The 26,347-nt window shown below is 74.7% G+C and carries 21 protein-coding genes, 2 tRNA genes and 7 pseudogenes; 24 read left to right on the top strand and 6 right to left on the bottom strand.

Annotated features, from left to right (window positions below; all coding sequences use genetic code 11):
- The first annotated feature begins 38 nt into the window (after positions 1-38).
- The 10 genes and pseudogenes from REH70_RS12870 to REH70_RS12820 all read left to right on the top strand — a co-directional run bounded on the left by REH70_RS12870 (position 39) and on the right by REH70_RS12820 (position 8,075).
- Positions 39-848 carry a methyltransferase domain-containing protein gene (locus tag REH70_RS12870; protein WP_310747685.1) on the top strand — a complete coding sequence of 270 codons (810 nt, stop codon included), beginning with the start codon at positions 39-41 and terminating at the stop codon, positions 846-848.
- 39 nt (positions 849-887) lie between these two features.
- On the top strand, positions 888-1,673 hold the full coding sequence (locus tag REH70_RS12865; protein ID WP_310747684.1) for a fumarylacetoacetate hydrolase family protein: 786 nt from the start codon (positions 888-890) through the stop codon (positions 1,671-1,673).
- Positions 1,674-1,714: 41 nt separating this feature from the next.
- A complete protein-coding gene (gltX, locus tag REH70_RS12860) occupies positions 1,715-3,247 on the top strand; it encodes a glutamate--tRNA ligase (RefSeq protein WP_310747682.1) in 1,533 nt (510 codons plus the stop codon).
- Complete coding sequence (locus REH70_RS12855) at positions 3,244-3,993, top strand: HAD family hydrolase (protein WP_310747681.1); 750 nt, start codon at positions 3,244-3,246, stop codon at positions 3,991-3,993. The genes gltX and REH70_RS12855 overlap by 4 nt, the downstream gene beginning before the upstream one ends.
- Positions 3,990-4,238 carry a hypothetical protein gene (locus tag REH70_RS12850; RefSeq protein ID WP_310747679.1) on the top strand — a complete coding sequence of 83 codons (249 nt, stop codon included), beginning with the start codon at positions 3,990-3,992 and terminating at the stop codon, positions 4,236-4,238. The genes REH70_RS12855 and REH70_RS12850 overlap by 4 nt, the downstream gene beginning before the upstream one ends.
- 110 nt (positions 4,239-4,348) lie before the next feature.
- Positions 4,349-5,367, top strand: a pseudogene (locus tag REH70_RS12840) (ABC transporter ATP-binding protein).
- Complete coding sequence (locus REH70_RS12835; protein ID WP_310747677.1) at positions 5,364-6,200, top strand: ABC transporter permease; 837 nt, start codon at positions 5,364-5,366, stop codon at positions 6,198-6,200. Before REH70_RS12840 ends, REH70_RS12835 begins: the two are co-directional and overlap by 4 nt.
- 60 nt (positions 6,201-6,260) lie before the next feature.
- Positions 6,261-6,623 carry a hypothetical protein gene (locus REH70_RS12830; protein ID WP_310747675.1) on the top strand — a complete coding sequence of 121 codons (363 nt, stop codon included), beginning with the start codon at positions 6,261-6,263 and terminating at the stop codon, positions 6,621-6,623.
- A complete protein-coding gene (locus tag REH70_RS12825; protein WP_310747673.1) occupies positions 6,569-7,474 on the top strand; it encodes a sensor histidine kinase in 906 nt (301 codons plus the stop codon). The genes REH70_RS12830 and REH70_RS12825 overlap by 55 nt, the downstream gene beginning before the upstream one ends.
- Positions 7,471-8,075 (top strand): annotated as a pseudogene (locus REH70_RS12820) (response regulator). The gene REH70_RS12825 and the pseudogene REH70_RS12820 overlap by 4 nt, the downstream one beginning before the upstream one ends.
- 54 nt (positions 8,076-8,129) lie before the next feature.
- Here REH70_RS12820 and REH70_RS12815 read toward each other — a convergent pair.
- A complete protein-coding gene (locus tag REH70_RS12815) occupies positions 8,130-8,333 on the bottom strand; it encodes a hypothetical protein (protein WP_310747671.1) in 204 nt (67 codons plus the stop codon).
- A gap of 91 nt (positions 8,334-8,424) precedes the next feature.
- Between REH70_RS12815 and REH70_RS12810 the strand changes: the two genes are divergently transcribed.
- The 3 genes from REH70_RS12810 (at position 8,425) to REH70_RS12800 (ending at position 9,722) form a co-directional block, all read left to right on the top strand.
- Complete coding sequence (locus REH70_RS12810; protein WP_310747669.1) at positions 8,425-9,339, top strand: LysR substrate-binding domain-containing protein; 915 nt, start codon at positions 8,425-8,427, stop codon at positions 9,337-9,339.
- Positions 9,340-9,491: 152 nt separating this feature from the next.
- Positions 9,492-9,563 (top strand) — tRNA-Gln (locus REH70_RS12805).
- Positions 9,564-9,649: 86 nt separating this feature from the next.
- Positions 9,650-9,722 (top strand) — tRNA-Glu (locus tag REH70_RS12800).
- A 247-nt stretch (positions 9,723-9,969) separates the two neighbouring features.
- Here REH70_RS12800 and REH70_RS12795 read toward each other — a convergent pair.
- A complete protein-coding gene (locus REH70_RS12795; protein ID WP_310747667.1) occupies positions 9,970-10,689 on the bottom strand; it encodes an IclR family transcriptional regulator in 720 nt (239 codons plus the stop codon).
- A 98-nt stretch (positions 10,690-10,787) separates the two neighbouring features.
- Between REH70_RS12795 and leuC the strand changes: the two are divergent.
- The 6 genes and pseudogenes from leuC to REH70_RS12765 all read left to right on the top strand — a co-directional run bounded on the left by leuC (position 10,788) and on the right by REH70_RS12765 (position 16,960).
- Positions 10,788-12,226 (top strand): annotated as a pseudogene (gene leuC / locus REH70_RS12790) (3-isopropylmalate dehydratase large subunit).
- Positions 12,227-12,252: 26 nt separating this feature from the next.
- Positions 12,253-12,933: a 3-isopropylmalate dehydratase small subunit gene (leuD, locus tag REH70_RS12785; protein ID WP_310747665.1), complete on the top strand. Its 681-nt coding sequence runs from the start codon at positions 12,253-12,255 to the stop codon at positions 12,931-12,933.
- Positions 12,934-13,124: 191 nt separating this feature from the next.
- A pseudogene (gene murA / locus REH70_RS12780) lies at positions 13,125-14,440 on the top strand (UDP-N-acetylglucosamine 1-carboxyvinyltransferase).
- 108 nt (positions 14,441-14,548) lie between these two features.
- On the top strand, positions 14,549-15,340 hold the full coding sequence (locus REH70_RS12775) for a lysophospholipid acyltransferase family protein (protein WP_310747663.1): 792 nt from the start codon (positions 14,549-14,551) through the stop codon (positions 15,338-15,340).
- Positions 15,341-15,345: 5 nt separating this feature from the next.
- On the top strand, positions 15,346-16,344 hold the full coding sequence (locus REH70_RS12770) for an NAD(P)H-dependent glycerol-3-phosphate dehydrogenase (RefSeq protein ID WP_310754286.1): 999 nt from the start codon (positions 15,346-15,348) through the stop codon (positions 16,342-16,344).
- Between the two features lie 190 nt (positions 16,345-16,534).
- Positions 16,535-16,960 (top strand): ester cyclase, encoded by a 426-nt coding sequence (locus REH70_RS12765; RefSeq protein WP_310747662.1) that lies wholly within the window; start codon positions 16,535-16,537, stop codon positions 16,958-16,960.
- A 33-nt stretch (positions 16,961-16,993) separates the two neighbouring features.
- Here the strand turns inward: REH70_RS12765 and REH70_RS12760 are convergent.
- A pseudogene (locus tag REH70_RS12760) lies at positions 16,994-18,129 on the bottom strand (trans-sulfuration enzyme family protein).
- A gap of 205 nt (positions 18,130-18,334) precedes the next feature.
- On the opposite strand from REH70_RS12760, the gene REH70_RS12755 reads away from it, so the two are divergent.
- Entirely contained in the window at positions 18,335-19,459 is a 1,125-nt protein-coding gene (locus REH70_RS12755; RefSeq protein ID WP_310747661.1) for a D-alanine--D-alanine ligase family protein, read from the top strand.
- A 15-nt stretch (positions 19,460-19,474) separates the two neighbouring features.
- On the opposite strand, the gene REH70_RS12750 is transcribed toward REH70_RS12755, so the two are convergent.
- Complete coding sequence (locus REH70_RS12750) at positions 19,475-19,999, bottom strand: DUF3515 domain-containing protein (protein ID WP_310747659.1); 525 nt, start codon at positions 19,997-19,999, stop codon at positions 19,475-19,477.
- 164 nt (positions 20,000-20,163) lie between these two features.
- Between REH70_RS12750 and REH70_RS12745 the strand changes: the two genes are divergently transcribed.
- On the top strand, positions 20,164-21,090 hold the full coding sequence (locus REH70_RS12745; RefSeq protein WP_396134752.1) for a thiamine-phosphate kinase: 927 nt from the start codon (positions 20,164-20,166) through the stop codon (positions 21,088-21,090).
- A 59-nt stretch (positions 21,091-21,149) separates the two neighbouring features.
- Here REH70_RS12745 and REH70_RS12740 read toward each other — a convergent pair whose 3' ends face one another.
- Both REH70_RS12740 and rpmB read right to left on the bottom strand, forming a co-directional pair.
- Positions 21,150-21,668, bottom strand: a complete 519-nt coding sequence (locus tag REH70_RS12740) for a GNAT family N-acetyltransferase (RefSeq protein ID WP_310747657.1) — start codon at positions 21,666-21,668, stop codon at positions 21,150-21,152.
- A gap of 185 nt (positions 21,669-21,853) precedes the next feature.
- Entirely contained in the window at positions 21,854-22,045 is a 192-nt protein-coding gene (gene rpmB, locus REH70_RS12735; RefSeq protein ID WP_310747655.1) for a 50S ribosomal protein L28, read from the bottom strand.
- Positions 22,046-22,184: 139 nt separating this feature from the next.
- Between rpmB and REH70_RS20715 the strand changes: the two are divergent.
- The 3 genes and pseudogenes from REH70_RS20715 to REH70_RS12725 all read left to right on the top strand — a co-directional run.
- Positions 22,185-22,586 (top strand): annotated as a pseudogene (locus REH70_RS20715) (DAK2 domain-containing protein); the annotation flags it as partial.
- A gap of 50 nt (positions 22,587-22,636) precedes the next feature.
- Positions 22,637-23,734 (top strand): annotated as a pseudogene (locus REH70_RS12730) (DAK2 domain-containing protein); the annotation flags it as partial.
- Between the two features lie 339 nt (positions 23,735-24,073).
- Positions 24,074-26,329: an ATP-dependent DNA helicase RecG gene (locus REH70_RS12725; protein WP_396134750.1), complete on the top strand. Its 2,256-nt coding sequence runs from the start codon at positions 24,074-24,076 to the stop codon at positions 26,327-26,329.
- Positions 26,330-26,347: the final 18 nt, after the last annotated feature.

The raw sequence follows: 26,347 nt of genomic DNA, 5'->3' as shown, positions 1-26,347 counted from the left end.
TACTTGAACTTCCGGCGGCCGACCGGCCTACTGGACCGGTGAGCCAGGACACCTACACCCACGGACACCACGCGAGCGTGTTGCGGTCGCACCGCTGGCGTACCGCCGAGAACTCCGCGGGTTACCTCCTGCCGTCGCTCGCCTCGGGGCAGCGGCTGCTCGACGTCGGCTGCGGCCCGGGCACGGTCACCATCGACCTCGCCTCCCGCGTGGCCCCCGGCGAGGTCGTCGGGCTCGACCGGTCCGCCGTCGTCGTCGAGATCGCACGCGAGGAGGCGCACGCCGCCGGTGCGACCAACGTGACCTTCCAGGCCGGCGACGTCTACGCGCTGCCCTACGAGGACTCGTCGTTCGACGTCGTGCACGCCCACCAGGTGCTCCAGCACCTCACCGACCCCGTCGCGGCGCTCCGCGAGATGCGCCGGGTCGCCCGCCCCGGTGGTCTGGTCGCGGTGCGCGACGCCGACTACTCCGCCATGACCTGGTACCCGCCGTCGGAGGGCCTGGACGAGTGGCGCGCGCTCTACCACGAGGTCACCGAGGCGAACCGGGCCGAGGCCGACGCAGGGCGCATGCTGCTGTCCTGGGTGCAGGAGGCGGGGTTCGACCGCGAGGGCATCGCGCCCGGTGCCGGCGTGTGGTGCTACGCGAGCCCCGAGGACCGCGCGTGGTGGTCGGACCTGTGGGCCGAGCGGTGCACCGAGTCGAACTTCGCGCAGCAGGCGATCGCGCACGGCCTCGCCGACGACGTCGCCCTCGAGCACCTCGCCGACGGGTGGCGGCAGTGGGGCCTGCACCCCGACGGGTGGTTCGCGGTGCTGCACGGCGAGGTCCTCGCCCGCGCCTGACGCGGCACGTGCGCCCGGGCCGCGCCTAAGGTGGCCACCATGCGCATCGCACGATTCACGACCGGCGGCGACCCCCGCTACGCCCTCGTCGACGGCCCCGAGGGCGCCGAGCGACTCGTCGTCATCACGGGCGACCCGATCTACACGCCGGTGCAGCCCACCGGTGAGGAGATCCCGCTCGCCGACGACGCCGTCCGGCTCCTCGCCCCGGTCATCCCGCGCTCCAAGGTCATCGGCATCGGGCGCAACTACGCCGCGCACGCGGCCGAGCTGGGCAACGACGTCCCGGTGAACCCGCTCGTGTTCCTCAAGCCGAACACCTCGGTGATCGGCCCGGACGACCCCATCGTGCTGCCGCCGTACTCCCAGAGCGTGCATCACGAGGCCGAGCTCGCCGTCGTCATCGGCAAGGTCGTCAAGGACGTCCCACCGGACCGCGCGATGGACGCCGTCTTCGGCTTCACGGTCGCCAACGACGTCACCGCGCGCGACGTGCAGCAGACCGACGGCCAGTGGACGCGCGCCAAGGGGTTCGACTCCGCGTGCCCCCTCGGCCCGTGGGTCGTCACGGGGCTCGACGTCGAGGACCTGGCGGTCACCGCGCGCGTCAACGGCGAGACGAAGCAGGACGGCCGCACCTCGCAGCTCATCTTCGACGTCCCGTACCTCATCTCCTACGTCTCGGAGATCTTCACGCTGCTGCCCGGCGACGTCATCCTCACCGGGACGCCGGCCGGCGTCGGGCCGATCGTGCACCGCGACGTCGTGGAGGTCGAGGTCGAGGAGATCGGGGTGCTGCGCAACCCCGTGATCCGGCGCGACTGAGGGGTCCGACGGCAGGGGAGGGGCGCTACTACGCTGGCTCGGTGACTTCATCGACGAGCGCCGTCCCCACCGGATCCGACGTGCGCGTCCGGTTCTGCCCCTCGCCGACCGGGACGCCGCACGTCGGCCTCATCCGGACCGCGCTGTTCAACTGGGCGTACGCCCGCCACGTGGGCGGCACGTTCGTGTTCCGCATCGAGGACACCGACGCCGCCCGGGACAGCGAGGAGAGCTACCGCCAGCTGCTCGACGCCCTGCGCTGGCTGGGCCTGGACTGGGACGAGGGCGTCGAGGTCGGCGGCCCGCACGAGCCGTACCGGCAGTCCCAGCGGATGGACCTCTACCGCGACGTCGTCCAGCGCCTCGTCGACGGCGGGTACGCCTACGAGTCGTTCTCGACGCCGGAGGAGATCGAGACCCGGCACCGCGCCGCCGGCCGCGACCCCAAGCTCGGCTACGACGGAGCCGACCGGCACACCACCGAGGAGGAGAAGGCCGCCTTCCGCCGCGAGGGCCGCGCGCCCGTCCTGCGCCTGCGCATGCCCGACGACGACGTCACGTTCACCGACCTCGTGCGCGGCGACGTCACGTTCAAGGCGGGCTCCGTGCCGGACTACGTCATCGTCCGGGGCAACGGCCAGCCGCTGTACACCCTGGTCAACCCGGTGGACGACGCGCTCATGGGCATCACCCACGTGCTGCGCGGCGAGGACCTGCTGTCCTCCACCCCGCGTCAGGTCGCGCTGTACCGGGCGCTGGTCGAGATCGGCGTCGCGAGCGTGGTGCCGGTGTTCGGGCACCTGCCGTACGTCATGGGCGAGGGCAACAAGAAGCTGTCCAAGCGCGACCCCGAGTCCAACCTCTTCCTGCACCGCGAGCGCGGGTTCACCCCCGAGGGCCTGCTCAACTACCTCGCGCTGCTCGGCTGGGGCATCGGACCGGACCGCGACATCTTCACCGTCGAGGAGATGGTCGCGGCGTTCGACATCGTCGACGTCAACCCGAACCCGGCCCGCTTCGACCTCAAGAAGGCGGAGGCGATCAACGCCGCGCACGTGCGGCTGCTCCCGCCCGACGAGTTCCGCGACCGGCTCGTGCCGTACCTGCACCGGGCCGGTGTCGTGGCCGCCGACTCCTCCGCGGACCTGCGCCCCGAGCACCGGGCGCTGCTCGACGCCGGCGCCCCGCTCGTCCAGGAGCGCATGACGCTGCTGGGGGAGGCCCCGGGCATGCTCGGCTTCCTCTTCGTGGCCGACGACGCCGTCGTGCTCGAGCCCGAGGCGCTCGCGGCCCTGCGCCCCGAGGCGGCGTCGGTCCTCGACGCGGCGCTCGCCGCGCTCGACCCGATCCCGGCGGACGGCTTCACCGCCGAGCCCCTTCAGGACGCGCTCAAGGCCGCGATCGTCGAGGGGCTCGGGATCAAGCCGCGGTTCGCGTTCGCGCCGCTGCGCACGGCGGTCTCGGGGCGCCGCGTGTCGCCGCCGCTGTTCGAGTCGATGGAGATCCTCGGCAAGGACTCCTCGCTGGCGCGTCTCCGCGCGCTGCGGGCGACCCTGCCGGACGCCGAGCAGTGAGCGACCTCGGGGTCGACGGCGTCCTGTTCGACATCGACGACACGCTCGTCGACACCCGCGGCGCGTTCGGGTCCGCGCTCGGCGTCGTGGCGCGGCGCTACCTGTCGGACCTGCCCGAGGGCCGGTACCCCGAGCTGCTCGTGCACTGGCGAGCGGACGTCGAGAACCACTACGGCCGCTACACCCGCGGCGAGGCGACCTACCGCGAGCAGCGGATGGCCCGCGCCAACCTCATGCACGCCTCCTTCGGCGGCGACGTGCTCGACGACGCCGCGTACGACGCCTGGGACGCCGTCTACGAGGACGCCTTCCAGGCCGCCTGGGCAGCGCACGACGACGCGGCCCCCGTCGTCAAGGAGCTCCTCGCGGCGGGCCTGGCGGTCGGTGCGCTCTCCAACGCCGCGACCGACTACCAGAGCCTCAAGCTCGGGCGCGCCGGCCTGGCCGACTCGGTGCCCATGCTCGTCGGCGTGGACACCCTCGGGTTCGGCAAGCCGGACCCGCGTGTGTTCGTCGAGGCGTGCCGGCGGCTCGGCACGGACCCCGCCCGCACCGTCTACGTCGGCGACGAGCTCGACGTCGACGCCGTCGCGGCCCGGCGCGCCGGGTTGACCGGGGTGTGGCTGGACCGTCCCGGGCCCCGGCGGGTGCCGGTGAGCGAGGCGGAGGTCGCCGCCGCGGGCGTCGTCGTCATCCGCGGGCTGGACGAGCTGCCGGGCGTGCTGGACGGGCGGGTGGCGCCGTGACCGACCACGACGAGGGGACCTCCGTGTTCCTGCCCGCAGCCTACGACGTCGCGTGGTCCCTCGTGGTGCTGGGCCACGCCGTCCTGCTGCTCATCGCCCTGGTCCAGTGGTTCCGGGCGCGTGGGACGCCTGCCGGCGGGGTCCTCGACGTGCTCGTCATCGTCCTCGTGCCGCTGATCGGGCCGGCGGCATACCTCATCGGGCGACGTGGCACCGCCCGGCCGGCGTCGCACGACGTCGGCTGAGCCCGATCCCGGACCGTATGACATCCGTCATGCCCGCACGGTGCGGAGCGCATCGAAGGCGGTGAGCCCCGGCACTGCCGCCGTCCCCGGGGCCACGGCAGCGTGGTGGCATGCACACCGACCACGTCATCACCGTCCAGGGCGTGCGCCGCACCTACGGCCGCGGCTCGGCGTCCTTCGAGGCCGTCCGGGGCGTCGACCTGCACGTGCGCCGCGGCGAGCTGTTCGCGCTGCTCGGCACGAACGGCGCCGGGAAGACGTCGCTCCTCGAGGTGATCGAGGGCATCGCACCCCCAGCGCGGGGCGGGTCCGCGTCCTCGGGCACGACCCGTACCGCGAGCGGGCCCACGTCCGTCCACGCACCGGGATCATGCTGCAGGAGGCGGGCTTCCCGTCCGACCTCACGACCGTCGAGACCGCACGCATGTGGGCGGGCACGCTCGGCGCACCCATGCCCGTGGGCGAGGCGCTCGACCTCGTGGCCCTCGGTGGGCGGGCGGACGTCGCGGTGAAGGCCCTCTCCGGCGGGGAGCGCCGACGGCTCGACCTCGCGCTCGCGCTCCTCGGCCGCCCCGAGGTGCTGTTCCTCGACGAGCCCACCACCGGCCTGGACCCGCAGTCCCGGCACGACGCGTGGGACCTCGTGCGCCGCCTGCTGGACGACGGCACCACGGTCGTCCTCACCACGCACTACCTCGAGGAGGCGGAACGGCTCGCCGACCGCCTCGCGATCCTGCACGACGGCCGGGTCGTGCGGACCGGCACCGTCGCCGACCTCGTCGCCGGGGAGCCGGCCGGCATCCGCTACCGGACCGCCGACGCGGCCTTGCGCGACCCCGCGCACCTCGCCGACCTGCCGGCGCTGGCCGCCGCGCCGCGCTCCGACGCGTCCGGGGTCGACCTGACGACGCACGACCTGCAGACCACCCTCACCCGCCTGCTCGACCGGGCCGCGGAGACCGGCGCGGTCCTCACCGACCTCGACGCCAGTCCGGCGTCCCTCGAGCGCGCCTTCCTCGCCGTCGCGCAGGGTGCACCCGCACCCGTAAGCGCATCCGCACCCGCACCCGCACCCGCACCCACACCCGCGATCCACGCCGCCGCCCCGCTCTCCGGAGGCTCCCGATGACCACCCTCGCCGGCTCGCCGTCCGCCCCCATCCCGACAGCCGTCGCGCCCCGCCGGGCGTCGTCGACGCGACGTGTCGCCGCGCTCGCCCGCGCGGAGATGCTCCTGCTCCTGCGCAACCGCACGACGCTCGTCATCGCGGTCGGCCTCGCCCCGGCGACCGTCGGCTCGCTCGCGTGGGCGATGGCCGGGACGCTCACCGACGACGGCGGCGCCCGCGCCGTCGGCGCCTTCACGCTCACCTCGCTGGTCGCCGTCGCGCTGCTGTTCGTCGTCTACTACAACCTCACGACGACGTTCGTCGCGCGGCGCGAGGAGCTCGTCCTCAAACGGCTGCTCACCGGCGAGGTGACACCCGTCGAGGTCGTCGTGGCCTGCGCGGTCCCGGCCGTCGCGATCCTCCTCGCGCAGCTCGGCCTCGGCGCGGTCGCTGTGGCGGTGTGGCTCGACCTGCCCCCGGTGACCCACCCGCAGTGGCTGCTCTCCGGCGTCGTCGGCGGCGTGGTGGTGTTCGTCCTGCTCGCGGTGGCCAGCTCGGCGCTGACCCGGACGGTCGAGTCCGCCCAGCTCACCACGATGCCCGTGCTCCTCGTGGCGACCGCGCTGTCCGGCTTCACGATCCCGCTCGAGGCCCTGCCCGACGTCGTCACGGCGATCGCCGTGTGGACCCCGATGTACCCGGTGGTCGCCCTGCTCGAAGCCGGCTTCGGCGGCGGCTCGGGCCCGGACCTCAGCTGGTCCGGGGTCGGTCAGCCGCTGCTCTGCCTGGTGCTCTGGACGGTCAACGGCGTGTGGTTCGCCCGGAGCCGCATGCGGTGGGAGCCGCGCCGGTGACGCACGGACTCCCGCGGTGACGCGACCGGACGCCGGTGGCCGACCTGGGAGGGTGAGCGCATGACCGGCATGCTCACCGCCTGGCGACGGCAGTCCGACCCGCAGCGGGTGGACACGTACACGCGCTGGACCCTGTACCTGCTGCTCGCCGGGGCGCCGCTCGTCGCGCTCTCGGTGGTCACGGGCGTGCTGACCGCGGGCGCGGCCGCCTACGTCGCCCTCTCGCTCGCGCAGACCGTCGCCGCGATCGGCGTCGTGCGGACGGGTCTGCGCCACGAGGTCGTCGGCGCGCCGCTGTCCCGGGGTGGCTCACCGTGCTCGCGGCCACCACCCTCCCGGCCGTCACCGTCGCCGTGGTCGGCCTGCCGATGCAGGTCGAACCCGAGCGGGCGGTGCGCTCGCTCGCGCTGCTGCTCACGCTGACGGTCGCGGTCCTCGCGGTCTCCCTCGTGCTCGGCGCGCGCACCCTGCTGGTGTGCAGCCTCGCGATCGGCCTGGTCGTGGGAATCACCGAGACCGCGGCCGGCGACCCGGCGGCGTGGGTCCCCGGCGCGCTCGCCGCGCTCATCGCCTGGGGGATGACCCTGAGCTTCCGGCTGTCGGTCTGGATGCTCGGCGTCGTCTGGGAGCAGGAGCGGTCCCGGACCGTCCACGCCCGGCTCGCCGTCGCCGAGGAGCGGCTGCGGTTCTCCCGCGACCTGCACGACGTCGTCGGGCGCACCCTGTCCGCCATCGCCGTCAAGAGCGAGCTGGCCGCCGAGCTCGCCCGGCGCGGTCAGGACGGTGCCGTCGACCAGATGACCGAGGTCCGCGAGCTCGCCCAGGACTCGCTGCGCGAGGTGCGCGGCGTCGTGTCCGGGCTGCGCACCCCCGACCTCGCCGCCGAGCTCGCCGGCGCCCGGTCGGTCCTGCGGTCGGCGGGCATCGACACCCGGGTCATCGGCGAGGACGCCCGCCTGCCCGACGCCGTCCAGCAGGCCGTCGCCTGGGTGGTGCGGGAGGCGGTGACGAACGTCGTCCGGCACGCGCACGCCCGGCGCTGCACGATCGACCTGGACGTCGCGGGGGACGGGGGCGACGCGAGGGCGGTGCTGACCGTGACCAACGACGGCGTGCCGGCGGGCCCGGCGGGGACGCCCGGCTCCGGGCTCATCGGCCTGACCGAGCGCCTCGCGCAGGTCGGCGGCACCCTGGCCACCGACGCAGGCGGGGACCGGTTCACGTTGCGGGCGACCGTGCCGCTCCGGGCGGCTGGCAGCATGGGCGCACCATGATCCGCATCCTGCTGGCCGACGACGAGACCCTCATCCGCGACGCCCTGGCCGGGCTGCTCGGGCTCGAGGGCGACCTGGAGGTCGTCGCGACCGCCGCATCGGGGACGGAGGCGGTGGACGCCGGGCGGCTGCACCGCCCCGACGTCGCCGTGCTCGACCTGCAGATGCCGGGGCTGGACGGCATCGCCGCCGCTCAGCGGCTCACCGCGGAGGTGCCGGGCTGCCGCACCGTCATCGTCACCAGCCACGGCCGCCCCGGCTACCTCAAGCGGGCGCTCACCGCGGGCGTGGCCGGGTTCCTGCCCAAGACCGTGTCCGCGCGCGTGCTTGCCGACGTCGTCCGGCAGGTGCACGGCGGCGGCCGGTACGTCGACCCCGAGCTCGCCGCCGAGGCGATCAGCGCGGGGAGTCACCGCTCACCCCGCGCGAGGCGGACGTCTTGGAGCTCGCCGCCGACGGCGCCGGGGTCGAGGAGATCGCCCAGCGGGCTCACCTCAGCCCGGGCACCGTGCGCAACTACCTCTCCGCAGCCGCGGGCAAGCTCGGTGCGGCGAACCGGCACGAGGCCGTGCACGTCGCGCGTCGCCACGGGTGGATCTGACCCGGCACGTGGTGGGTGCGCCCGGGGCGCCCCGCGACCGGGGTGCGCGGGAGGTCAGGCAGCTGGGCGGCTGTCCGCGAGCAGCGCGACCGTGAAGGCGCCGCGGTGGGCCGTGGGGAAGCCGGGGAGCTCGCGAGCGGCGTCGCGGATGCCGTCGCCGGCCGGGCGGGTGCGCAGCGTCCGGCGCAGGGCAGACAGCACGCGGGTGGAACCGGGAAGCGAGAAGGTGATCGGAGCGGGGTTGGCGTCGGTGGTCATGGCATCAGCGTGCCCCGCCGCTGTCCATGCGTCCAATGATCTCTCGCCATAGAACCTATGCACGAGCGTCATCGTTCATTAGCGTCGTTCCATGGACACTCAGGCGCTGCGGTGGTTCCAGATGGTCGCCGACGGGATCACCGTGACGGACGTCAGCAGCATGGAGCACGCGACGCAGTCCGGGGTGTCCCGGTCGCTCGCGCGGCTGGAGGCGGAGGTCGGCACTCCGTTGCTGCGGCGGACCGGACGCACCCTGCGGATGACCCGTGCCGGGGTCGCGTTCAAGCGCCACGTCGACATGCTCATGCACGAGCTCGACGACGGCCTGGCCGCGGTCCAGCAGCTCCTCGACCCCGAGACCGGCACCGTGACGCTGTCCTTCCAGCCGTCGCTGGGGTCCTGGTTGGTCCCCGACCTGGTGAGCGGCTTCCGGGCCGAGCACCCCCGGGTGCAGTTCGACCTCCGCCCGAAGCGGGACGAGCTCGTGACGACGACGAGCGCCCACGGCGAGATCGACCTGGAGCTGTCGACCCTGCGCCCGCAGGACGCCGGGGTCCGTTGGCGCAGGCTCGCCCGGCAAGCCCTCCTGCTGGCCGTGCCGGCCGAGCACCGGCTCGCCTCGCGCACCGCCGTGGCCCTGGCCGACGTCGCCGACGAGCCGTTCATCACGATCAGGACGAGCTCGCTGCTGCGGCACCAGAGCGACGAGCTCTGCGACTCGGCGGGCGTGCGTCCCGAGGTGGCGTTCGAGTGCGACGACATCGTCACCATGAGCGGGTTCGTGGCGGCCGGCCTCGGGGTCGCCGTCGTGCCGGCGTCCCCCGGGACGGCTGCCGACGACGACGCCCGGCGCCTGCGACTGCTGCCCATCTCGGACCCGGGCGCCGTCCGGGACGTCGGGGTCACGTGGTCTCCAGAGCGACGCATGCTGCCCGCGGCCGAGCTGTTCCGCGTGCACGTCGTCGACCGCGCGGCCGCGGGATGGCCGTCCGGCCTGACGTCGTGACGGCGGCGTGTCCTTCGTCACCCACCCCCGTCACGCGGCGGCGGGTTTGGACCCCACCCGATCCCTCGGGTAGTGTGGTCTGCCGGTACGGGGTCCGGTACCGCGTGTTCCCACCACGGTGGGAACACCAAGGATCGGGCGCCTGTCCACCATGGGGTATGGTGTAATTGGCAACACAACGGTTTCTGGTACCGTCATTCTAGGTTCGAGTCCTGGTACCCCAGCGCGAAGCAGTCCGGACATCCGGTACAGTTTCCAGTCGTGGTTCCGTGCGGAGCGGGCATCAGCCCGGTCCGCACAGTGTTGCAAGGCCCCCGTTGTGTAGCGGCCTAGCACGCCGCCCTCTCACGGCGGTAGCGCCGGTTCGAATCCGGTCGGGGGTACGCATGTCGAAGGCCCGGTCACCTCGGTGACCGGGCCTTCGTCGTACGACCGGGCCTTCGTCGTACGACGGCGCCTTCGTCGTACGACGGTGCCTTCGTCGTACGACGTTGACGGGACGGGCGCTCGCGAGTGCCACGGGCGGCGTCGTCGGGCGCACGTCGGCCCGGTCACCGAGGTGACCGGGCCGAGGCGGCGGAGCGGCGGGTGCGGAGCAGGGCTCGCCCGAGCGGTGCTCGCCGAAGGTGGCTACTCGCCCGTCCGGCGCAGGACCTCGGTGAGGCGGTTCGCGGCAGCCACCACGGCGCCGGCGTGCAGCCGCCCGGGCTGGCGGCTGAGCCGCTCGACCGGGCCGGAGATGGAGACCGCGGCGACGATGCGCCCGGAGGGCCCACGCACGGGTGCGGAGACCGACGCCACCCCGGGCTCGCGCTCGGACACCGACTGGGCCCAACCGCGGCGCCGGACCCCGGAGAGGATCGTGGCGGTGAACTTCGCCCCCTGCAGGCCGCGGTGGAGGCGGTCCGGCTCCTCCCACGCGAGGAGGATCTGCGCGGCGGACCCGGCCTGCATCGACAGGGACGCCCCCACCGGGATCGAGTCGCGCAGCCCGATGGGCCGCTCCGCGGCGGCGACGCAGATGCGCTGGTCGCCCTGGCGGCGGTAGAGCTGGGCGCTCTCGCCGGTGTGGTCGCGCAGCGCGGTGAGCACCGGACCGGCCGCGGCCAGCAGCCGGTCCTCGCCGGCGGCGGTCGACAGCTCGGAGAGGCGGGGCCCGAGCACGAACCGTCCCTGCATGTCGCGCGCCACCAGCCGATGGTGCTCGAGGGCGACGGCGAGCCGGTGCGCGGTGGGTCGGGCGAGATGGGTGGCGGCGACGAGCTGGGCGAGGGTCGCCGGACCGGCTTCGAGAGCACTGAGCACCGAGGCGGCCTTGTCCAGGACGCCGACTCCGCTAGAGTTGTCCATAGGTCGATATTGGCGTCTCGATCAATGAGACGCAAGTGAACACGCGAAAGTGCCTGGCCGATCGTGTCGGGCAACGCAGTCGAGAGGACGGACGAGACATGGCCGGCACGCTGGCGGAGAAGGTCTGGGACGCGCACATCGTGCGGCGCGGCACCGAGGAGCGCCCGACCTCCTCTACATCGACCTGCACCTGGTCCACGAGGTGACCAGCCCGCAGGCGTTCGAGGGGCTGCGGCTCGCAGGCCGCCCGGTGCGCCGTCCGGACCTCACGATCGCGACCGAGGACCACAACACCCCGACGCTGGACATCGACCGGCCGATCGCGGACACCACGAGCCGGACGCAGATCCAGACGCTGCGCAACAACGCGGTCGAGTTCGGGGTCCGCCTGCACTCCCTGGGGGACGCCGACCAGGGCATCGTGCACGTCGTCGGGCCGCAGCTGGGCCTGACCATGCCGGGGCTGACCGTCGTCTGCGGGGACTCGCACACCTCCACGCACGGTGCGTTCGGCGCGCTCGCGTTCGGCATCGGCACCAGCGAGGTCGAGCACGTGCTGGCGACCCAGACGCTGCCGCTCAACCCGTTCAAGACGATGGCCATCACCGTGGACGGCGAGCTCAAGCCGGGCACCACCGCGAAGGACATCATCCTGGCGGTCATCGCCAAGATCGGGACCGGTGGCGGGCAGGGCTACGTGCTCGAGTACCGCGGCGAGGCCATCCGGTCGCTGTCGATGGAGGCGCGGATGACCATCTGCAACATGTCCATCGAGGCCGGCGCCCGCGCCGGGATGATCGCGCCGGACGAGACCACGTTCGAGTACCTCAAGGGCCGTCCGCACGCCCCCGAGGGCGCTGACTGGGACGCCGCCGTGGAGTACTGGCGCACCCTGCGCACCGACGACGACGCCGTCTTCGACGCGGAGGTCGTGCTCGACGCGAACGACCTCGAGCCGTTCGTCACCTGGGGGACCAACCCCGGCCAGGGGCTGCCGCTGTCCGCCAGCGTGCCGGTGCCCGACGAGATCGCCGACGCCGGCGACCGCCTCGCCGCCGAGCGTGCGATCGAGTACATGGGCCTGACGCCGGGCACGCCGCTGCGCGACATCGCGGTCGACACCGTGTTCATCGGCTCCTGCACCAACGGACGCATCGAGGACCTCCGCTCGGTCGCGAAGGTCATCGAGGGCAAGCACAAGGCCGACTCCCTGCGCGTGCTCGTCGTGCCCGGCTCCGCCCGGGTGCGGCTGCAGGCCGAGGCCGAGGGCCTGGACGTCGTCTTCAAGGAGTTCGGCGCCGAGTGGCGCAACGCCGGGTGCTCCATGTGCCTGGGCATGAACCCCGACCAGCTCGCCCCCGGCGAGCGCAGCGCGTCGACGTCCAACCGCAACTTCGAGGGGCGGCAGGGCAAGGGCGGACGCACGCACCTGGTGTCCCCGCTCGTCGCGGCGGCGACCGCGATCCGCGGGACGCTCTCGTCCGTCGCCGACCTCGGCCCGGACGCCGCCCGCGCGCTCGAGCCCCTGCACGCCTGACGACCCCGGAAGAGGAGACCCTCACCATGGAGAAGTTCACCCAGCACACCGGGGTCGGCGTGCCGCTGCGCCGCAGCAACGTCGACACCGACCAGATCATCCCGGCCGTGTACCTCAAGCGGGTCACCCGGACCGGCTTCGAGGACGCGCTGTTCGCCGCCTGGCGCGGTGACCCCGCGTTCGTCCTCAACCAGCCCGCGTACTCGTCCGGGTCGGTGCTCGTCGCCGGCCCCGACTTCGGCACCGGCTCCTCGCGCGAGCACGCCGTCTGGGCCCTGAAGGACTACGGGTTCCGGGTCGTGCTGTCGTCGCGGTTCGCGGACATCTTCCGCGGCAACTCCGGCAAGCAGGGGCTGCTCGCCGCCGTCGTCGCCCCGGAGGACCTCGAGCTGCTCTGGAAGGTCCTGGAGACCAAGCCGGGCACCGAGGTGACCGTCGACCTCGTCGAGCGCACCGTGGTGGCCGACGACGTCGTCGTGCCCTTCACCGTCGACGACTACACGCGATGGCGCCTCATGGAGGGGCTGGACGACATCGGTCTCACGCTGAACCACGAGTCGGAGATCGTCGACTTCGAGGCGCGGCGCGAGCCGTGGCGCCCGAAGACCCTGCCCGCCAAGCACCTGCCGTCGGTCGAGATCGAGGCCGCGCGTCCGGTGCCGGTGCAGATCGGCGCCCCGGGCTCCGGCGCGACCGCCCTCAACTAGCCGCCGCCCCACCCCGCCGAGTGCGACGTTTCCCACCGTTGAGCATGCCCCAACGGTGCGAGACGTCGCACTCGGCGTATGGGGGCGAGGGGGTGCGGGATGCGGGCCCGGTGTGAAGGTTTGGCGCTGTGACGCGGCACGCCCGCGAGGTCGCTAGGTGGCAGGGGGGACCGTAGGCGACGATGGGCACCATGACCGATCTGCTCTACGTCAACGGTGGCACCCCCTCGGTGGAGAGATCACCGTCCGCGGGGCCAAGAACTTCGTCTCCAAGGCGATGGTGGCCTCCCTGCTCGGGGAGACACCGAGCGTCCTGCGCAACGTCCCGCAGATCCGCGACGTCGCGGTCGTCACCGGGCTCCTCGAGCTGCACGGGGTCGAGGTCGCCGTCGACGACGGCGCCGGGACCCTCCACCTCGACCCGAGCGAGGTCGAGTCCGCGCACGTCGCCGACATCGACGCGCACGCCGGCTCCAGCCGCATCCCGATCCTGTTCTGCGGCCCGCTGCTGCACCGGCTCGGCGAGGCGTTCATCCCCGACCTGGGCGGCTGCCGGATCGGTGACCGGCCGATCAACTACCACCTCGACATCCTGCGGCAGTTCGGCGCCGTCGTGGACAAGCGCGAGCAGGGCATCCACATCCGGGCGCCGCACGGCCTGCACGGCACCAAGATCGCGCTGCCGTACCCGAGCGTCGGGGCGACCGAGCAGCTCCTGCTCACCGCGGTGCGCGCCGAGGGCCTGACCGAGCTCGCCAACGCGGCGATCGAGCCTGAGATCATGGACCTCATCAACGTCCTGCAGAAGATGGGCGCGATCATCTCGGTCGACACCGACCGCGTCATCCGCATCGAGGGCGTCCCACGCCTGCGCGGCTACCAGCACACCGCGCTGTCCGACCGCATCGAGGCGGCGTCGTGGGCCTCGGCGGCCCTGGCCACGCGCGGCGACATCTACGTCCGCGGCGCGACCCAGCCCGAGATGACGACGTTCCTCAACACCTTCCGCAAGGTCGGCGGCGAGTTCGAGGTCGACGACGACGGCATCCGCTTCCTGCACCCGGGCGGCGACCTCAACTCGATCGTGCTCGAGACCGACGTCCACCCCGGGTTCATGACCGACTGGCAGCAGCCGCTCGTCGTCGCGCTCACCCAGGCCAAGGGCCTGTCGATCGTGCACGAGACCGTCTACGAGAACCGGTTCGGCTTCACCGACGCGCTCGTCGGCATGGGGGCGAACATCCAGGTCTACAAGGAGTGCCTGGGCGGGCGGCCGTGCCGCTTCGGTCAGCGCAACTTCCGCCACTCCGCCGTCGTCTCCGGCCCGACGCCGCTCGAGGCCGCCGAGATCGAGGTCCCCGACCTGCGCGGCGGGTTCAGCCACCTCATCGCGGCGCTCGCCGCGAAGGGCACGTCGACCGTCCGGGGGATCGGGCTCATCGACCGCGGGTACGAGCACTTCACCGACAAGCTCACCGCGCTCGGCGCCGAGTTCAGCCGCGACTGACCCGCGTCCCACGCCGACCGCACGGACCGGTCGCCGGGGGCCGACCGGTAGCATCCTCGCCGTGCCAGCCCCCGACGATCGAACCGCGCCTACCGCAACGTCGCGCGTGTGGTCCGCCCGCTGCTGTTCTCCATGACGCGCCCGGACTGGCACGGCACGGAGCACCTGCCGACCGACCGTGGCTTCATCGCGGCGGCGAACCACATGACCAACGTCGACCCGCTGACGTTCGCGCACTACCTGTACGACACCGGGTTCGCCCCGAAGATCCTGGCGAAGTCGTCGCTGTTCCGGGTCCCGGTCCTGGGGCCGATCCTGCGGGCCACCGGGCAGATCCCCGTCTACCGGAACTCCGCCCAGGCGGGGGACTCCCTGCGCGCAGCGGTCGACGCCATCGCGGCGGGGGAGTGCGTCGCCGTCTTCCCCGAGGGCACCCTGACCCGCGACCCGGACCTGTGGCCCATGGTGGGCAAGACGGGGGTCGCCCGGCTCGCGCTGACCACGCAGGCGCCCGTCGTCCCGATCGCGCAGTGGGGGGCGCAGGACCTGCTGGGCCAGTACAAGAAGGTCCTCAAGCCGTTCCCGCGCAAGCGGGTCACCGTCGTCGCCGGCCCGCCGGTCGACCTGGACGACCTCTACGGCCGCCCGCTCGACACCGCGACGCTGCGCGAGGCGACCGAGCGCGTGATGGCCGCGATCACGGTGCTGCTCGAGGGCGTCCGGGGTGGCACCGCACCGGCCGTCCGCTTCGACGTACGGCGCGCGGCCGCACGGTCCGGCGGCACGGTCCCGGCCGACGACGACGCCGTCGTCGGGCCGGCCTCGCCCGCGCCGGAGGAGGACGCCGCGCCGGACGTCGTGCCCGGCACCGGACCGGGCACCGGGCCGGGCGCCGCGTGACCGGGCTGCGGGCCGCCGTCCTGGGCACGGGTGCGTGGGGCACCACCTTCGCCGCGGTCCTGGCCGACGCCGGGTGCGACGTCGCGCTGTGGGGCCGCCGCGCGGACGTGTGCCACGACATCACGGTCGAGCACCGCAACGAGGAGTACCTGCCCGGCATCGAGCTCCCGGCGGGGCTGCGCGCCTCGTCGGACGCCCTCGCGGTGCTCGACGGCGCCGACCTCGTCGTGGTCGCGATCCCGTCGCAGAGCGTCCGGGCCACCCTGGAGCCGCTCGCCGACCACGTGCCGCCGGAAGCGATCGCCGTGTCGCTCATGAAGGGCGTCGAGCTCACGTCGGACCGCCGGATGAGCCAGGTCGTCGCGGAGTCGCTCGCGATCGACTACGGCCGGGTCGCGGTGGTGTCGGGGCCCAACCTCGCCCGGGAGATCGCCGAGCGGCAGCCGACCGCGACCGTGGTCGCCGCCGCCGACGAGGCCGTCGCGCGCCGGGTCGCCGCGGCGTGCGCGACTCCCTACTTCCGGCCGTACACGAACACCGACGTCGTCGGGGTCGAGCTGTGCGGGGCCGCGAAGAACGTCATCGCGCTCGCCGTCGGCATCGCGCAGGGGCGCGGCCTGGGCTTCAACACCATGGCGACCGTCATCACCCGCGGCCTGGTCGAGATCACCCGGCTCGGTCTCGCGCTCGGGGCCGACGCCGAGACGTTCCCCGGCCTGGCCGGGATGGGCGACCTCATGGCGACCTGCGCGTCCCCGCTGTCCCGCAACCACACCCTCGGGTCGCACCTCGGCCAGGGGCTGACCCTGGAGCAGGCACTCGCGGTCACCGGCGGGACCGCCGAGGGCGTGAAGTCCTGCCGGTCGATCCTCGAGCTCGGCGAGTCGGTCGGCGTCGAGATGCCGATCACCGCCGCCGTCGTCGCGGTGCTCCACGAAGGTCTGCCGGTCGACGAGCTCGCGCCGCTCCTGCTGGGCCGCCCGCACCGCTCCGAGGGGCTGTAGCCCCAGCACGACCGCTGACGTCATCGCCCGGACGCTGTCGCGGGAGCGGCCGACCCTCGGGGCCACCTCGGGGCGGCGCTCGCCGCCGGGGGCGCAGACATGGACCGCGCGGCCGGTCGGGGCCACAGTGGGTGGGTGGTCGTCCTGGCCGGCCGGGGCGTGGACGTCACACGACCTGAGGAGGGGCGCGATGGACGCGATGGCCGTGCGCGAGACGATGCAGGGGTACCTGGACGAGCTGGCGAGCGAGGGCGACTTCGCCCGGTACCTCGCCGAGGACGTCGCGCTCGTCCTGATGGAGACGCACGAGGTCACGCGCGGCCGCGACGCCGTCCGCGACGCCGTCGTGAACCTGCACACCGACACGTTCGCCGGCCGGTTCGTGTGCACACGGCTCGTCTGCGACGACGACTCCGCCGCGATCGAGGCGCAGCTCATCGGGTCGCACGTCGGGGAGCTCGCGGGCATCGCCCCCACCGGCACGCCGGTGACCATCACCTACTCGGTCCACTACGACCTCGCCGACGGACTCATCACCGAGCTGCGCGGGTACCTCCCGCTGACCGCCACCGTCCTGCAGCTGCACGCCGCGGACGAATCCAGGGCGGCCGGCTGAGCCGGTGCGGGAGGTGCCGGGGGACGCCGGACGTCAGGGGCATCCCGCGGCTGCGTCCAGCGCCGCCGCCAGGTCCGTCCACAGGTCCTCGACGTCCTCGATGCCGACCGACAGCCGCAGCAGGTCCTCGGGGACGGTGGTCGACTCGGTGGCGAACCGGCGGCGCCGCTCGAGGCTCGACTCCACACCGCCCAAGCTCGTCGCCGGCACCCACAGCCGCACGGCGTCGACGACCGCGTCGGCCGCGGCCGCACCCCGGCCGGTCGCAGGCCGATGATCGACCCGAACCCGGTCATGAGGGCCGCGGCGCGCTCGTGGCCCGGGTCGCTGGGCAACGACGGGTGCCGCACCTCGGCGACGGCCGGGTGCTCCGCGAGGCGCCGGGCGAGTTCGGCGGCGGTGGCCTGCGACCGCTCGACCCGCAGCGCGAGGGTCCGCATCCCGCGCAGCGCGAGCCAGACCTCCCACGGGCCGGCGATCGCACCGTGCAGCGTCCGGTAGGCGAGGAAGCGGTCGCGCAGGGCGGCGTCGTCGACCACGACGGCGCCGAGGACGACGTCGCTGTGCCCCGCGAGGTACTTCGTCACCGAGTGCACGACGACGTCCGCTCCCCACTCCAGGGGCCGCTGCCCGAGGGGCGTCGCGAAGGTGTTGTCCACCGCGACCGGGACGCCCTCGGCGTGCGCCGCGTCGACGAGCGCGGGCAAGTCGGCGACCTCGAGCATGGGGTTGGTGGGCGACTCGACCCACAGCAGCGACGTGGGGGCCGCCCGGACCGCCGCGACGACGGCGGCGGTGTCGGCGATGTCGACCCGGACGACCTCGACGCCGGCGCGGGACGCGAGGTCGTCGACGAAGCCGAGCGTGACCTGGTACGCGTGCCGCGGGACCACGACGCGCCCCCCGACCGGGACGAGGGACAGCGCGGCGGCGATCGCCGCCATGCCGGAGGAGAAGACGAGCGCGGGCTGCGCCGCGCGCTCGAGGTCGGCGAGCGCCCGCTCGAACGGCACCCACGTCTCGGTGCCGGACCGCGTGTACAGCAGCTCCCCGGGCCCGGGCGTGCCGGTCGACACGTAGGTCGAGGACAGCACCACGGGCGGGTTCACCGGGCCGCCCTGGGCGCGCTCGGGCCGGCCCGAGGTCACGGCCACGGTGGCGGGCGACAGGTGGGCCGGGTCGGCGTGCGTGCCGGACGACGCGCCGTCGGCGTCCGGGGTGCCGTGGAGCGTGCCGGCGGCGGGGTCGGGGGTCTGGGGATCCACGGCGTCAGGCTAGTGGGCGCGCGCCGTGGCGCGACCGGACGGGCCACGCCCGGCCGGTAGGGTCGGGCGCGATGGAACCGACGCCCGCAGCCCTGCCTGCGCCCCTCCTGTGACCCCTCCCGAGCCGGCTCGGCCCCGCGTCCTCCTGCTGTTCGGCGGACGGTCCGGCGAGCACCCTGTCAGCTGCGCGACCGCGGGTGGCGTGCTGCGCGCCATCGACCGCACCCGGTACGACGTGCTGCCCGTCGGCATCACCCGCACCGGGCGGTGGATCCTCGTCGACGACGACCCGGACGCGTGGTCGATCGCGGACGGGCGCCTGCCCGAGGTCCCGTCCGCGGGGGACCAGGTGCTCCTGCCGCAGTCGGCCGACGACCGCGGGCTGCAGGTGCTGCGCGCGTCCGGCGACCTGGAGCCGCTGGGCACCGTCGACGTCGTCATGCCGCTCCTGCACGGCCCGTTCGGCGAGGACGGCACGGTCCAGGGGCTGCTCGAGCTCGTGGACCTGCGCTACGTCGGCGCCGGCGTCCTGGCGTCGGCGGTCGGCATGGATAAGCACTTCATGAAGCTGGTGCTCGCGGGTGCGGGCCTGCCGATCGCCCCGTTCACGGTCATCCGCCCCGGCGAGTTCGAGCGCAACCCGGTGCTGTGGACCGAGACCGTCGCGGGCCTCGGGCTGCCGGTGTTCGTCAAGCCGGCGCGGGCCGGGTCGAGCCTGGGCATCTCGCGCGTCGACGACCTCGCGGACCTGCCCGCGGCCGTGGCCGCCGCCCGCGAGCACGACCCCAAGGTGATCGTCGAGGCGGGCGTCGTCGGTCGCGAGGTCGAGTGCGCGGTGCTCGGCGGTCGCCCCGGGGAGCCCGCCCGGGCCTCGCTGCCCGGGGAGATCGTCGTGACCGACAGCCGGCACGGCTTCTACGACTTCGAGGCCAAGTATTTCGACGAGGCCGGGGTGCAGCTGTCCTGCCCGGCCGACCTGCCCCCGGCGATCCTCGAGGAGGTGCGCCGGATGGCGGTGCGCACCTTCGACGCGGTCGGGTGCGAGGGCCTGGCACGCGTCGACGTCTTCGTCACCGAGGACGACGGCGTGGTGGTCAACGAGATCAACACGATGCCCGGGTTCACGCCGTTCTCGATGTACCCGCTCATGTGGGAGGCGTCCGGGCTGGCCTACCCCGACCTCATCGACGAGCTGCTCACCCTCGCGCTGGCGCGCCCCACCGGGCTGCGCTGAGGCGGACGCGGGTCGTCACAGGCACGACCGCGACTGCTCGGTCGCGGACACGGCCGGCCCGAGGTCGACGAGGAACGACGTCGACCGCTCGGCCGTGACCGACAGCGGCACCTCGACCCTGATCGCGGGCAGGCGCCCGTAGGTCGTGAACGTCCACGGGTCCCCGGTCGCCTCGTCACCGGGGATCGTGACCCAGTCGACGCTCGTGCCCCGGCCGTCGTCGACGGTCACGCACTGGTCGGTCGTGGGTGGCAGCGGGTCCACGCCGCAGCGCAGCGTGATCGGCTCGCCGTCGCCCTCGGTCCACGCGACGGTGCCCTGGCTCGTGGTCTGGCGGCGCTCGGCGTCCCCGAGCACGTCCGGCACGGCGAGCACGACGCTCGCGCACAGCGGGTCGTCCGCGTGGGGGGCGGCCGACACCTGGACCGCGGACGTGCACCCGCCGAGCGTCACGGCCGCGGCCAGGCCGAGCGCGGCGGCGCGGGTCCGGTCGGACCGTCGGGTGGCACCGGTGCGGCGGGTGGGGTGGGGGGCGGTCACGGCCGCCACCGTAACCCGGCGGTGGGTACGGTGACCGCCGTGACCTCCGAGCCGCCCGCGCCCCCGGCCCGAGCCCGTCCGGCTCGTCCGTCCCGGCCGACGGACCGGGCGGCGAGCCGGGGCTCACGGTCGCCGACGTCGGCGAGGACGGACTCCTCGCCCGCATCTTCCCCCTGCTGCCCGCGGGCAGCGCGACCCTCCTCGGTCCGGGGGACGACGCCGCCGTCGTCGGTGCCCCGGACGGACGGGTCGTCGTCTCCACCGACGTGCTGGTCGAGGGGCGCCACTTCCGGCGCGACTGGTCGTCCGGGGAGGACGTCGGCCGGCGGGCCGCCGTGCAGAACCTCGCGGACGTCGCGGCGATGGGCGCCCGGCCGACGAGCGTCGTGGTGACCCTGGTCGCACCGCCCGACCTGCCGGTCGACTGGGTGACGGGGTTCGCGCGCGGGCTGGCCGCTGCGTGCGGCCCGCACGACGTCGGCGTCGTCGGAGGTGACCTGTCCGGTGGGGACGCCGTGGTCGTCTCCGTCACCGTCCACGGCGACCTCGCGGGCCGCGCGCCGGTGCTGCGCTCGGGGGCGCGCCCCGGCGACGTCGTCGCGCACGCGGGGGTCCGGGGACGCTCGGCGGCCGGGCTCGACCTCCTGCTCGCCGGGGCGGGCGCGGCAGCGCCGGAGCTCGTGCGTGCCTACCTGCGTCCCGAGTGCCCGGTCGCCGCCGGGCCGGCGGCCGCGGCGGCCGGAGCGACGGCGATGCTCGACGTGTCGGACGGGCTGCTGCGCGACGCCGCGCGGATCGCGCGCGCGAGCGGCGTCGTCCTCGACCTCGACGCGGTCAGCACGGCGTTCCCGGACGACCACGCGGCCCTGGGCGCGGCGGCCGTGGTCCTCCACCGGTCGCCGCACGACTGGATCCTCGTCGGCGGCGAGGACCACGGGCTGCTTGCGACCTTCCCCGCGGGCGCAGCGCTGCCGGAGCCGTTCCGGCGGGTCGGGACGGTCCGTCCGGACCCGGGGGACGGCGTGCCGGTGCGGGTCGCCGGCCGGGTACCGCCGCAGGGGCCGACCGGGTGGGACCACTTCGGGGGCTGAACGCCCGGCGACGGACCCGTCGGCAGGAGACCTGGGCTGCGCCCGGAACGCCGGTCGGCTCAGCCGCGGCGGTAGCGGACCGCGAGCAGCTGGACGCCGCCGAGCTCCTCGAGGCGCTCGGCGCCGTCCGGGGTGAAGCCGTGCCGCCGGTAGAAGTGGCGTGCGCGGCTGTTGTCCGCGAGCACCCACAGCGTCAGGGCGCCGGAGGACGACACCTCCGACAGCACGGTCCGCATGAGGTCACGCGCGACGCCCTTGCCCCACATCTTCGGGTCGAGGTAGATCGAGTAGATCTCCTCGTCGTCGCGGCCGGCGTCCTCGTCGCGCGCCGGCCCGACGGACGCGAAGCCCAGGATGCGGGCGCCGTCGTCGGCCACCCAGGTGCGCACGTCGTCACGCGGGCCGTTGCGCAGGTGCTCGGCCCATCGCTCCTGACGCTTGGTCGCGTCGAGCGCGGTCAGGTAGTCGGTCGGGACGATGCCCGCGTACGCCTCCTGCCACGACGCGACGTGGACGCGCGAGATGGCCGGTGCGTCCTCGACGCCGGCGCGACGGATGATGACCTCGTCTTCCCCCATGGGGTCACCATGCCATCCGGACGCGTCCCGGTGCAGCGATCTGCCGGTGGGTGGACCTCCCGGGCGCGTCGGGGGTCGTCCGGACGGGCGACCGGTGCCGCGATCCCTGCACGACGGAGCCCAGGAACGACGGAGCCCGCCCGGTCGTGGACCGGGCGGGCTCTCGTCGTCGTGCGGGGCGCAGGTCAGACGTGCCGGACGACCTTGCCGGCCTTCAGGCACGAGGTGCACACGTTCACGCGCTTGGGCGAGCCGCCCACCAGGGCGCGGACACGCTGGATGTTCGGGTTCCAGCGACGCTTCGTCCGGATGTGCGAGTGCGAGATGCTGTGCCCGAAGCTGGGGCCCTTGCCACAGACGTCGCAGTTGGCAGCCACGGTCTCTCCTGATCGTCGTGCACGCGGATGTACGCGCGAGAAATGGTCGGGGGTTGCGGCGCGCACCGGGCGCTCCGTCACTGCCCGACGCGGCCGGGCAACCTGCACAGACTAGCCGACGCCGGCCGCAGCCCCAAACGTGCAGCGGTGCGGCAGGCTGTGCGCCGCGCCACCACCCGCGGCCGGCAGCGGACGCGGCGCACGGTCGGCGCGAGGGCGGAGGAGGCACGTGGACGCAGCGACGGTACGCGCCTGGGCGACGGCGGCCGCGGCCGCGCTGGACGCCGCGCGCGGCCCCATCGACCGGCTCAACGTCTTCCCGGTGCCCGACGGCGACACGGGCACGAACCTCGCGCTCACGATCGCCGAGGCGGCCGAGCACGTCGCGGAGCACGTCACGGGCGGCACAGCAGGGACCGGTGACCCGACCGGTGACCGAGGCGCCGCGGGCGTCGCCGCGGCCTTCGCCCGGGGCGCCCTGCTCGGGGCCCGCGGCAACTCGGGCGTCATCATGAGCCAGTACCTGCAGGGCTTCGCCGACGGCCTCGCCGTCGCGCACCGGGAGGCGGCGGGGAAGCCGCGGGTGTTGCCATCGCGCTCGACCACGCGCAGCGTGCGGCCCGGGGTGCGGTGGCCCGTCCGGTGGAGGGAACGATCCTCACCGCGGCGACGGCCGCCGCCACCGCGGCCCGCACGCTGGCCGGGACCTGTGCCGGACCGGACGCCGTCGTCGCAGCGGCGGTCTCCGGGGCCCGGAGCGCAGTCGCACGCAGCCCCCAGGCGCTCGACGTGCTGCGCGCGGCGGGAGTCGTGGACGCGGGCGCGAGCGGGCTCGTCGTGCTGCTCGAGGCGCTCGCGGGCGCGCTCGGTCACCCACCGGTCACGGCCGCGGGCCCGGTGAGCGAGGGTGCGGGTCCGCCGGCGGCGGGGTCCGGCGGACCCGCGGCCCACGCCCACCACCCGACCGCCGTGGACCACGCGCACCGTGCCGGCCCGGGCCCGGGCCCCGGCCCCGGGCACGCCGCCGACGACGGCGAGTTCGAGGTCATGTACGTGGTCGAGACGCACGCGCCCGGGTCCGGACCCGGTGATGGGGACGGGGCCGAGCCCGGTGACGGGGGCGATCTCGCGCCCGAGCTCAGCCGGCGGTTGCAGGCGCTCGGGTCGTCGGTCGCCGTGGTGGGCGGCGCGGACGGCTGGCACGTGCATGTGCACACCGACCGGCCCGACGCCGCCGTCGCGGCCGGGGGCCTCGGGGTGCGCAGCCAGGTCGTCGTGCGCCGGTTGCAACCCCGGGCGACGGTGGACGGGGTGGGACACGCGACCCCGACGTCTGCGGCGGGCCGGCTGGGGGTCGTCGTGGGGACCGGCGCTCCCGGACTGATCGCCGACCTCGCGCGGTCGGGTGCCGTGGTGCTCGTGCACACCGGACGACCCGTCACGGCCCGGGCGGTCCGGCGGGCGGTCGTGGACACGGGGGCGATGCGCGTCGTCGTCCTGCCCGGCGCCCCCGCGACCCTCGCCGCCGCGCAGGACGCCGCCGCGGGGTCGCCCGTCCCGGTCGACGTGCTCGACGCGTCCGACGACCTCCAGGTCGTCGTGGCGCTCGCCGCGGGGACCTCGGACACCGCGGGCTCGGCCGCGGACCGGGTGGCCGCGATGCGCGCCGGGCTCGCCGCGGTCCGCACCGGTGCCGTCGACTCGCCGGACGGGGGGCCGGTGCTCGCCGAGGTCCGGCGCCTGCTCGACGACCGCGGCGAGGTCGTCACCGCGCTCGTCGGGGCGGCGGCGCCCGGGCAGACCGTCGACGAGGTGACCGAGGCGCTCGCCGGCGCGCTCACGGACGGCCTCGCCGCGACCCATCCCGGGGTCGAGGTCGTCGTCCTGCCCGGGGGCAGCACCACCCCGCCGTCGCGCTCGCAGTGGAGTGAGGTGTGCGGCGTGAGGGAGGCGGGTCGTACGGTGCACGCAGCACCCGCGCCGGCCGGTGCGGGCGACACGAGGGGGCCGCGGGACGTGACGAGCGAGCTGGGTGACGTCGTCGTCGGTGCGTCGGCGGACCGGCTCGCCGAGCCGCTCGGCCGCCTGCTGGGCCCGCGCACCGGCAACGCGCTCGCCAAGCTCGGCCTGGAGACCAGCGGGGACCTCCTGCGCCACTACCCACGGCGCTACTCCGAGCCCGGGACGCTCACCGACCTGTCCTCGCTCGCGGTGGGCGAGCACGTCACGGTGATGGCGGAGGTGCGCCAGGCGACGGTCCGGCCGATGCGGTCCCGCGGCGGCTCGATGCTCCAGGCGGTCGTCACCGACGGCACGCACCGGCTGCACCTGACGTTCTTCGCGAAGGGGGCAGGCGCGCTGCGGATGCACGAGCACAAGCTGCGCGCCGGGCGCGTGGGGCTCTTCACCGGGGTCGTGGGCGAGTACCGCGGCGACCGGCAGCTCACCCACCCGGACTACCGGATCATCGGCGTCGACGTCGAGGACGCCGACGAGGCGCTCGCCGAGGCGAGCCGCCCCATCCCGATCTACCCCGCGGCCGCGGCGATCCCCTCGTGGCGCATCGCCACGAGCGTGCGCACCGTGCTCGACCCGCTCACGCCCGCGGACCTGCCCGACCCCCTGCCGGAGTCGGTCCGGGCCGAACGCGGCCTGGCGGGTCTGCACGAGGCGCTGCGGCTCGTGCACGAGCCGGAGACGGACGCCGACTGGCGCCGGGGCCGGGACCGGCTGCGCTACGAGGAGGCGTTCGTCCTGCAGGCCGAGCTGGCGCGCCGTCGGGCGCGGGCGGCGGCCGAGCAGGCGACGGCCCGCCCGCGCCGCACCGGCGGGCTGCTCGACGACTTCGACGCGCGCCTGCCGTTCACCCTCACCGCCGGTCAGCGTGAGGTGGGCGACGAGATCGCCGCCGAGCTGGCCGAGCCGCGGCCCATGCAGCGGCTGCTGCAGGGCGAGGTCGGGTCCGGCAAGACCGTCGTCGCGCTGCGCGCGATGCTTCAGGTCGTCGACGCGGGCGGTCAGGCCGCCCTGCTCGCCCCGACCGAGGTGCTCGCCGCGCAGCACGCGCGCACGCTGCGCGCCCTGCTGGGTCCGCTCGCGGAGGGCGGGTTCCTCGGCGGCGCGGACAACGGCACCCGCGTCGCGCTGCTCACCGGCTCGCAGGGCGCCGCCGCCCGCCGCGCGAGCCTGCTCGACGCCGCCGGCGGCGCCGCCGGGATCGTCGTCGGCACGCACGCCCTGCTCAGCGAGACCGTCCAGTTCGCCGACCTCGGCCTCGTCGTCGTCGACGAGCAGCACCGCTTCGGCGTCGAGCAGCGCGACCTGCTGCGCGCCAAGGGCACGACGACGCCGCACCTGCTCGTCATGACCGCGACACCCATCCCGCGCACCGTCGCGATGACCGTCTTCGGCGACCTCGAGACGTCCACCCTGACCGAGGTCCCCGCCGGGCGCAGCGGCGTGACCACGCACGTCGTCCCGGCGGACAACGCCGCCTGGACGGAGCGGACCTGGCGCCGCGCCCGCGAGGAGGTCGACGCCGGCCGGCGGGTGTACGTCGTGTGCCCGCGCATCGACGCCGACGACGCGCCCGTGCCCGGGGGTGGGGAGGAGGCCGGGGACGGCGTCGACCTCGTGCCGGACGACGACGGCGGCGCGGGGACGCCGCGGCCCCTGCGCGCGGTCACCGAGGTCGCCGAGGAGCTGCGGTCGCGACCGGTGCTCGCCGACGTGGCGATCGGCGTCCTGCACGGGCGGATGGCGCCGGACGAGAAGGACCGCGTGATGGCCGACTTCGCGGCCGGCCGGGTCCCGGTGCTCGTCTCGACGACCGTCATCGAGGTCGGCGTCGACGTCCCGCAGGCGACCGTCATGGTGGTGCTGGACGCCGACCGGTTCGGGCTCTCGCAGCTGCACCAGCTGCGCGGCCGGGTGGGGCGAGGGTCGGACCCCGGCCTGTGCCTGCTGGTGTCGCACGCACCGCCGGCCACGCCGGCCGGCGTCCGGCTGGCCACGCTCGCCGAGACCACGGACGGGTTCGCGCTGGCGTCGGTGGACCTCGAGCTGCGCCGGGAGGGTGACGTGCTCGGCGCCGCGCAGTCCGGTGCGGCGAGCTCGCTGCGGCTGCTGCGGGTCACCCGTGACGCCGACCTCATCCTCCGCGCCCGTGGGGACGCCCGGGCGCTCGTCGACCAGGACCCGACCCTCGCGACGTGGCCGGCGCTGGTCGCCGCGATCGACCGTCAGCTCACCGGCGAGCGCGAGGAGTACCTCGAGCGGTCCTAGGACGCTGGTCTACCTCTC

Source organism: Cellulomonas sp. ATA003 (assembly GCF_031582905.1).
Lineage (GTDB): Bacteria > Actinomycetota > Actinomycetes > Actinomycetales > Cellulomonadaceae > Pengzhenrongella.
Note: the sequence above shows the minus strand (reverse complement) of the source record. Positions and strands in the feature narration are given on the sequence as shown.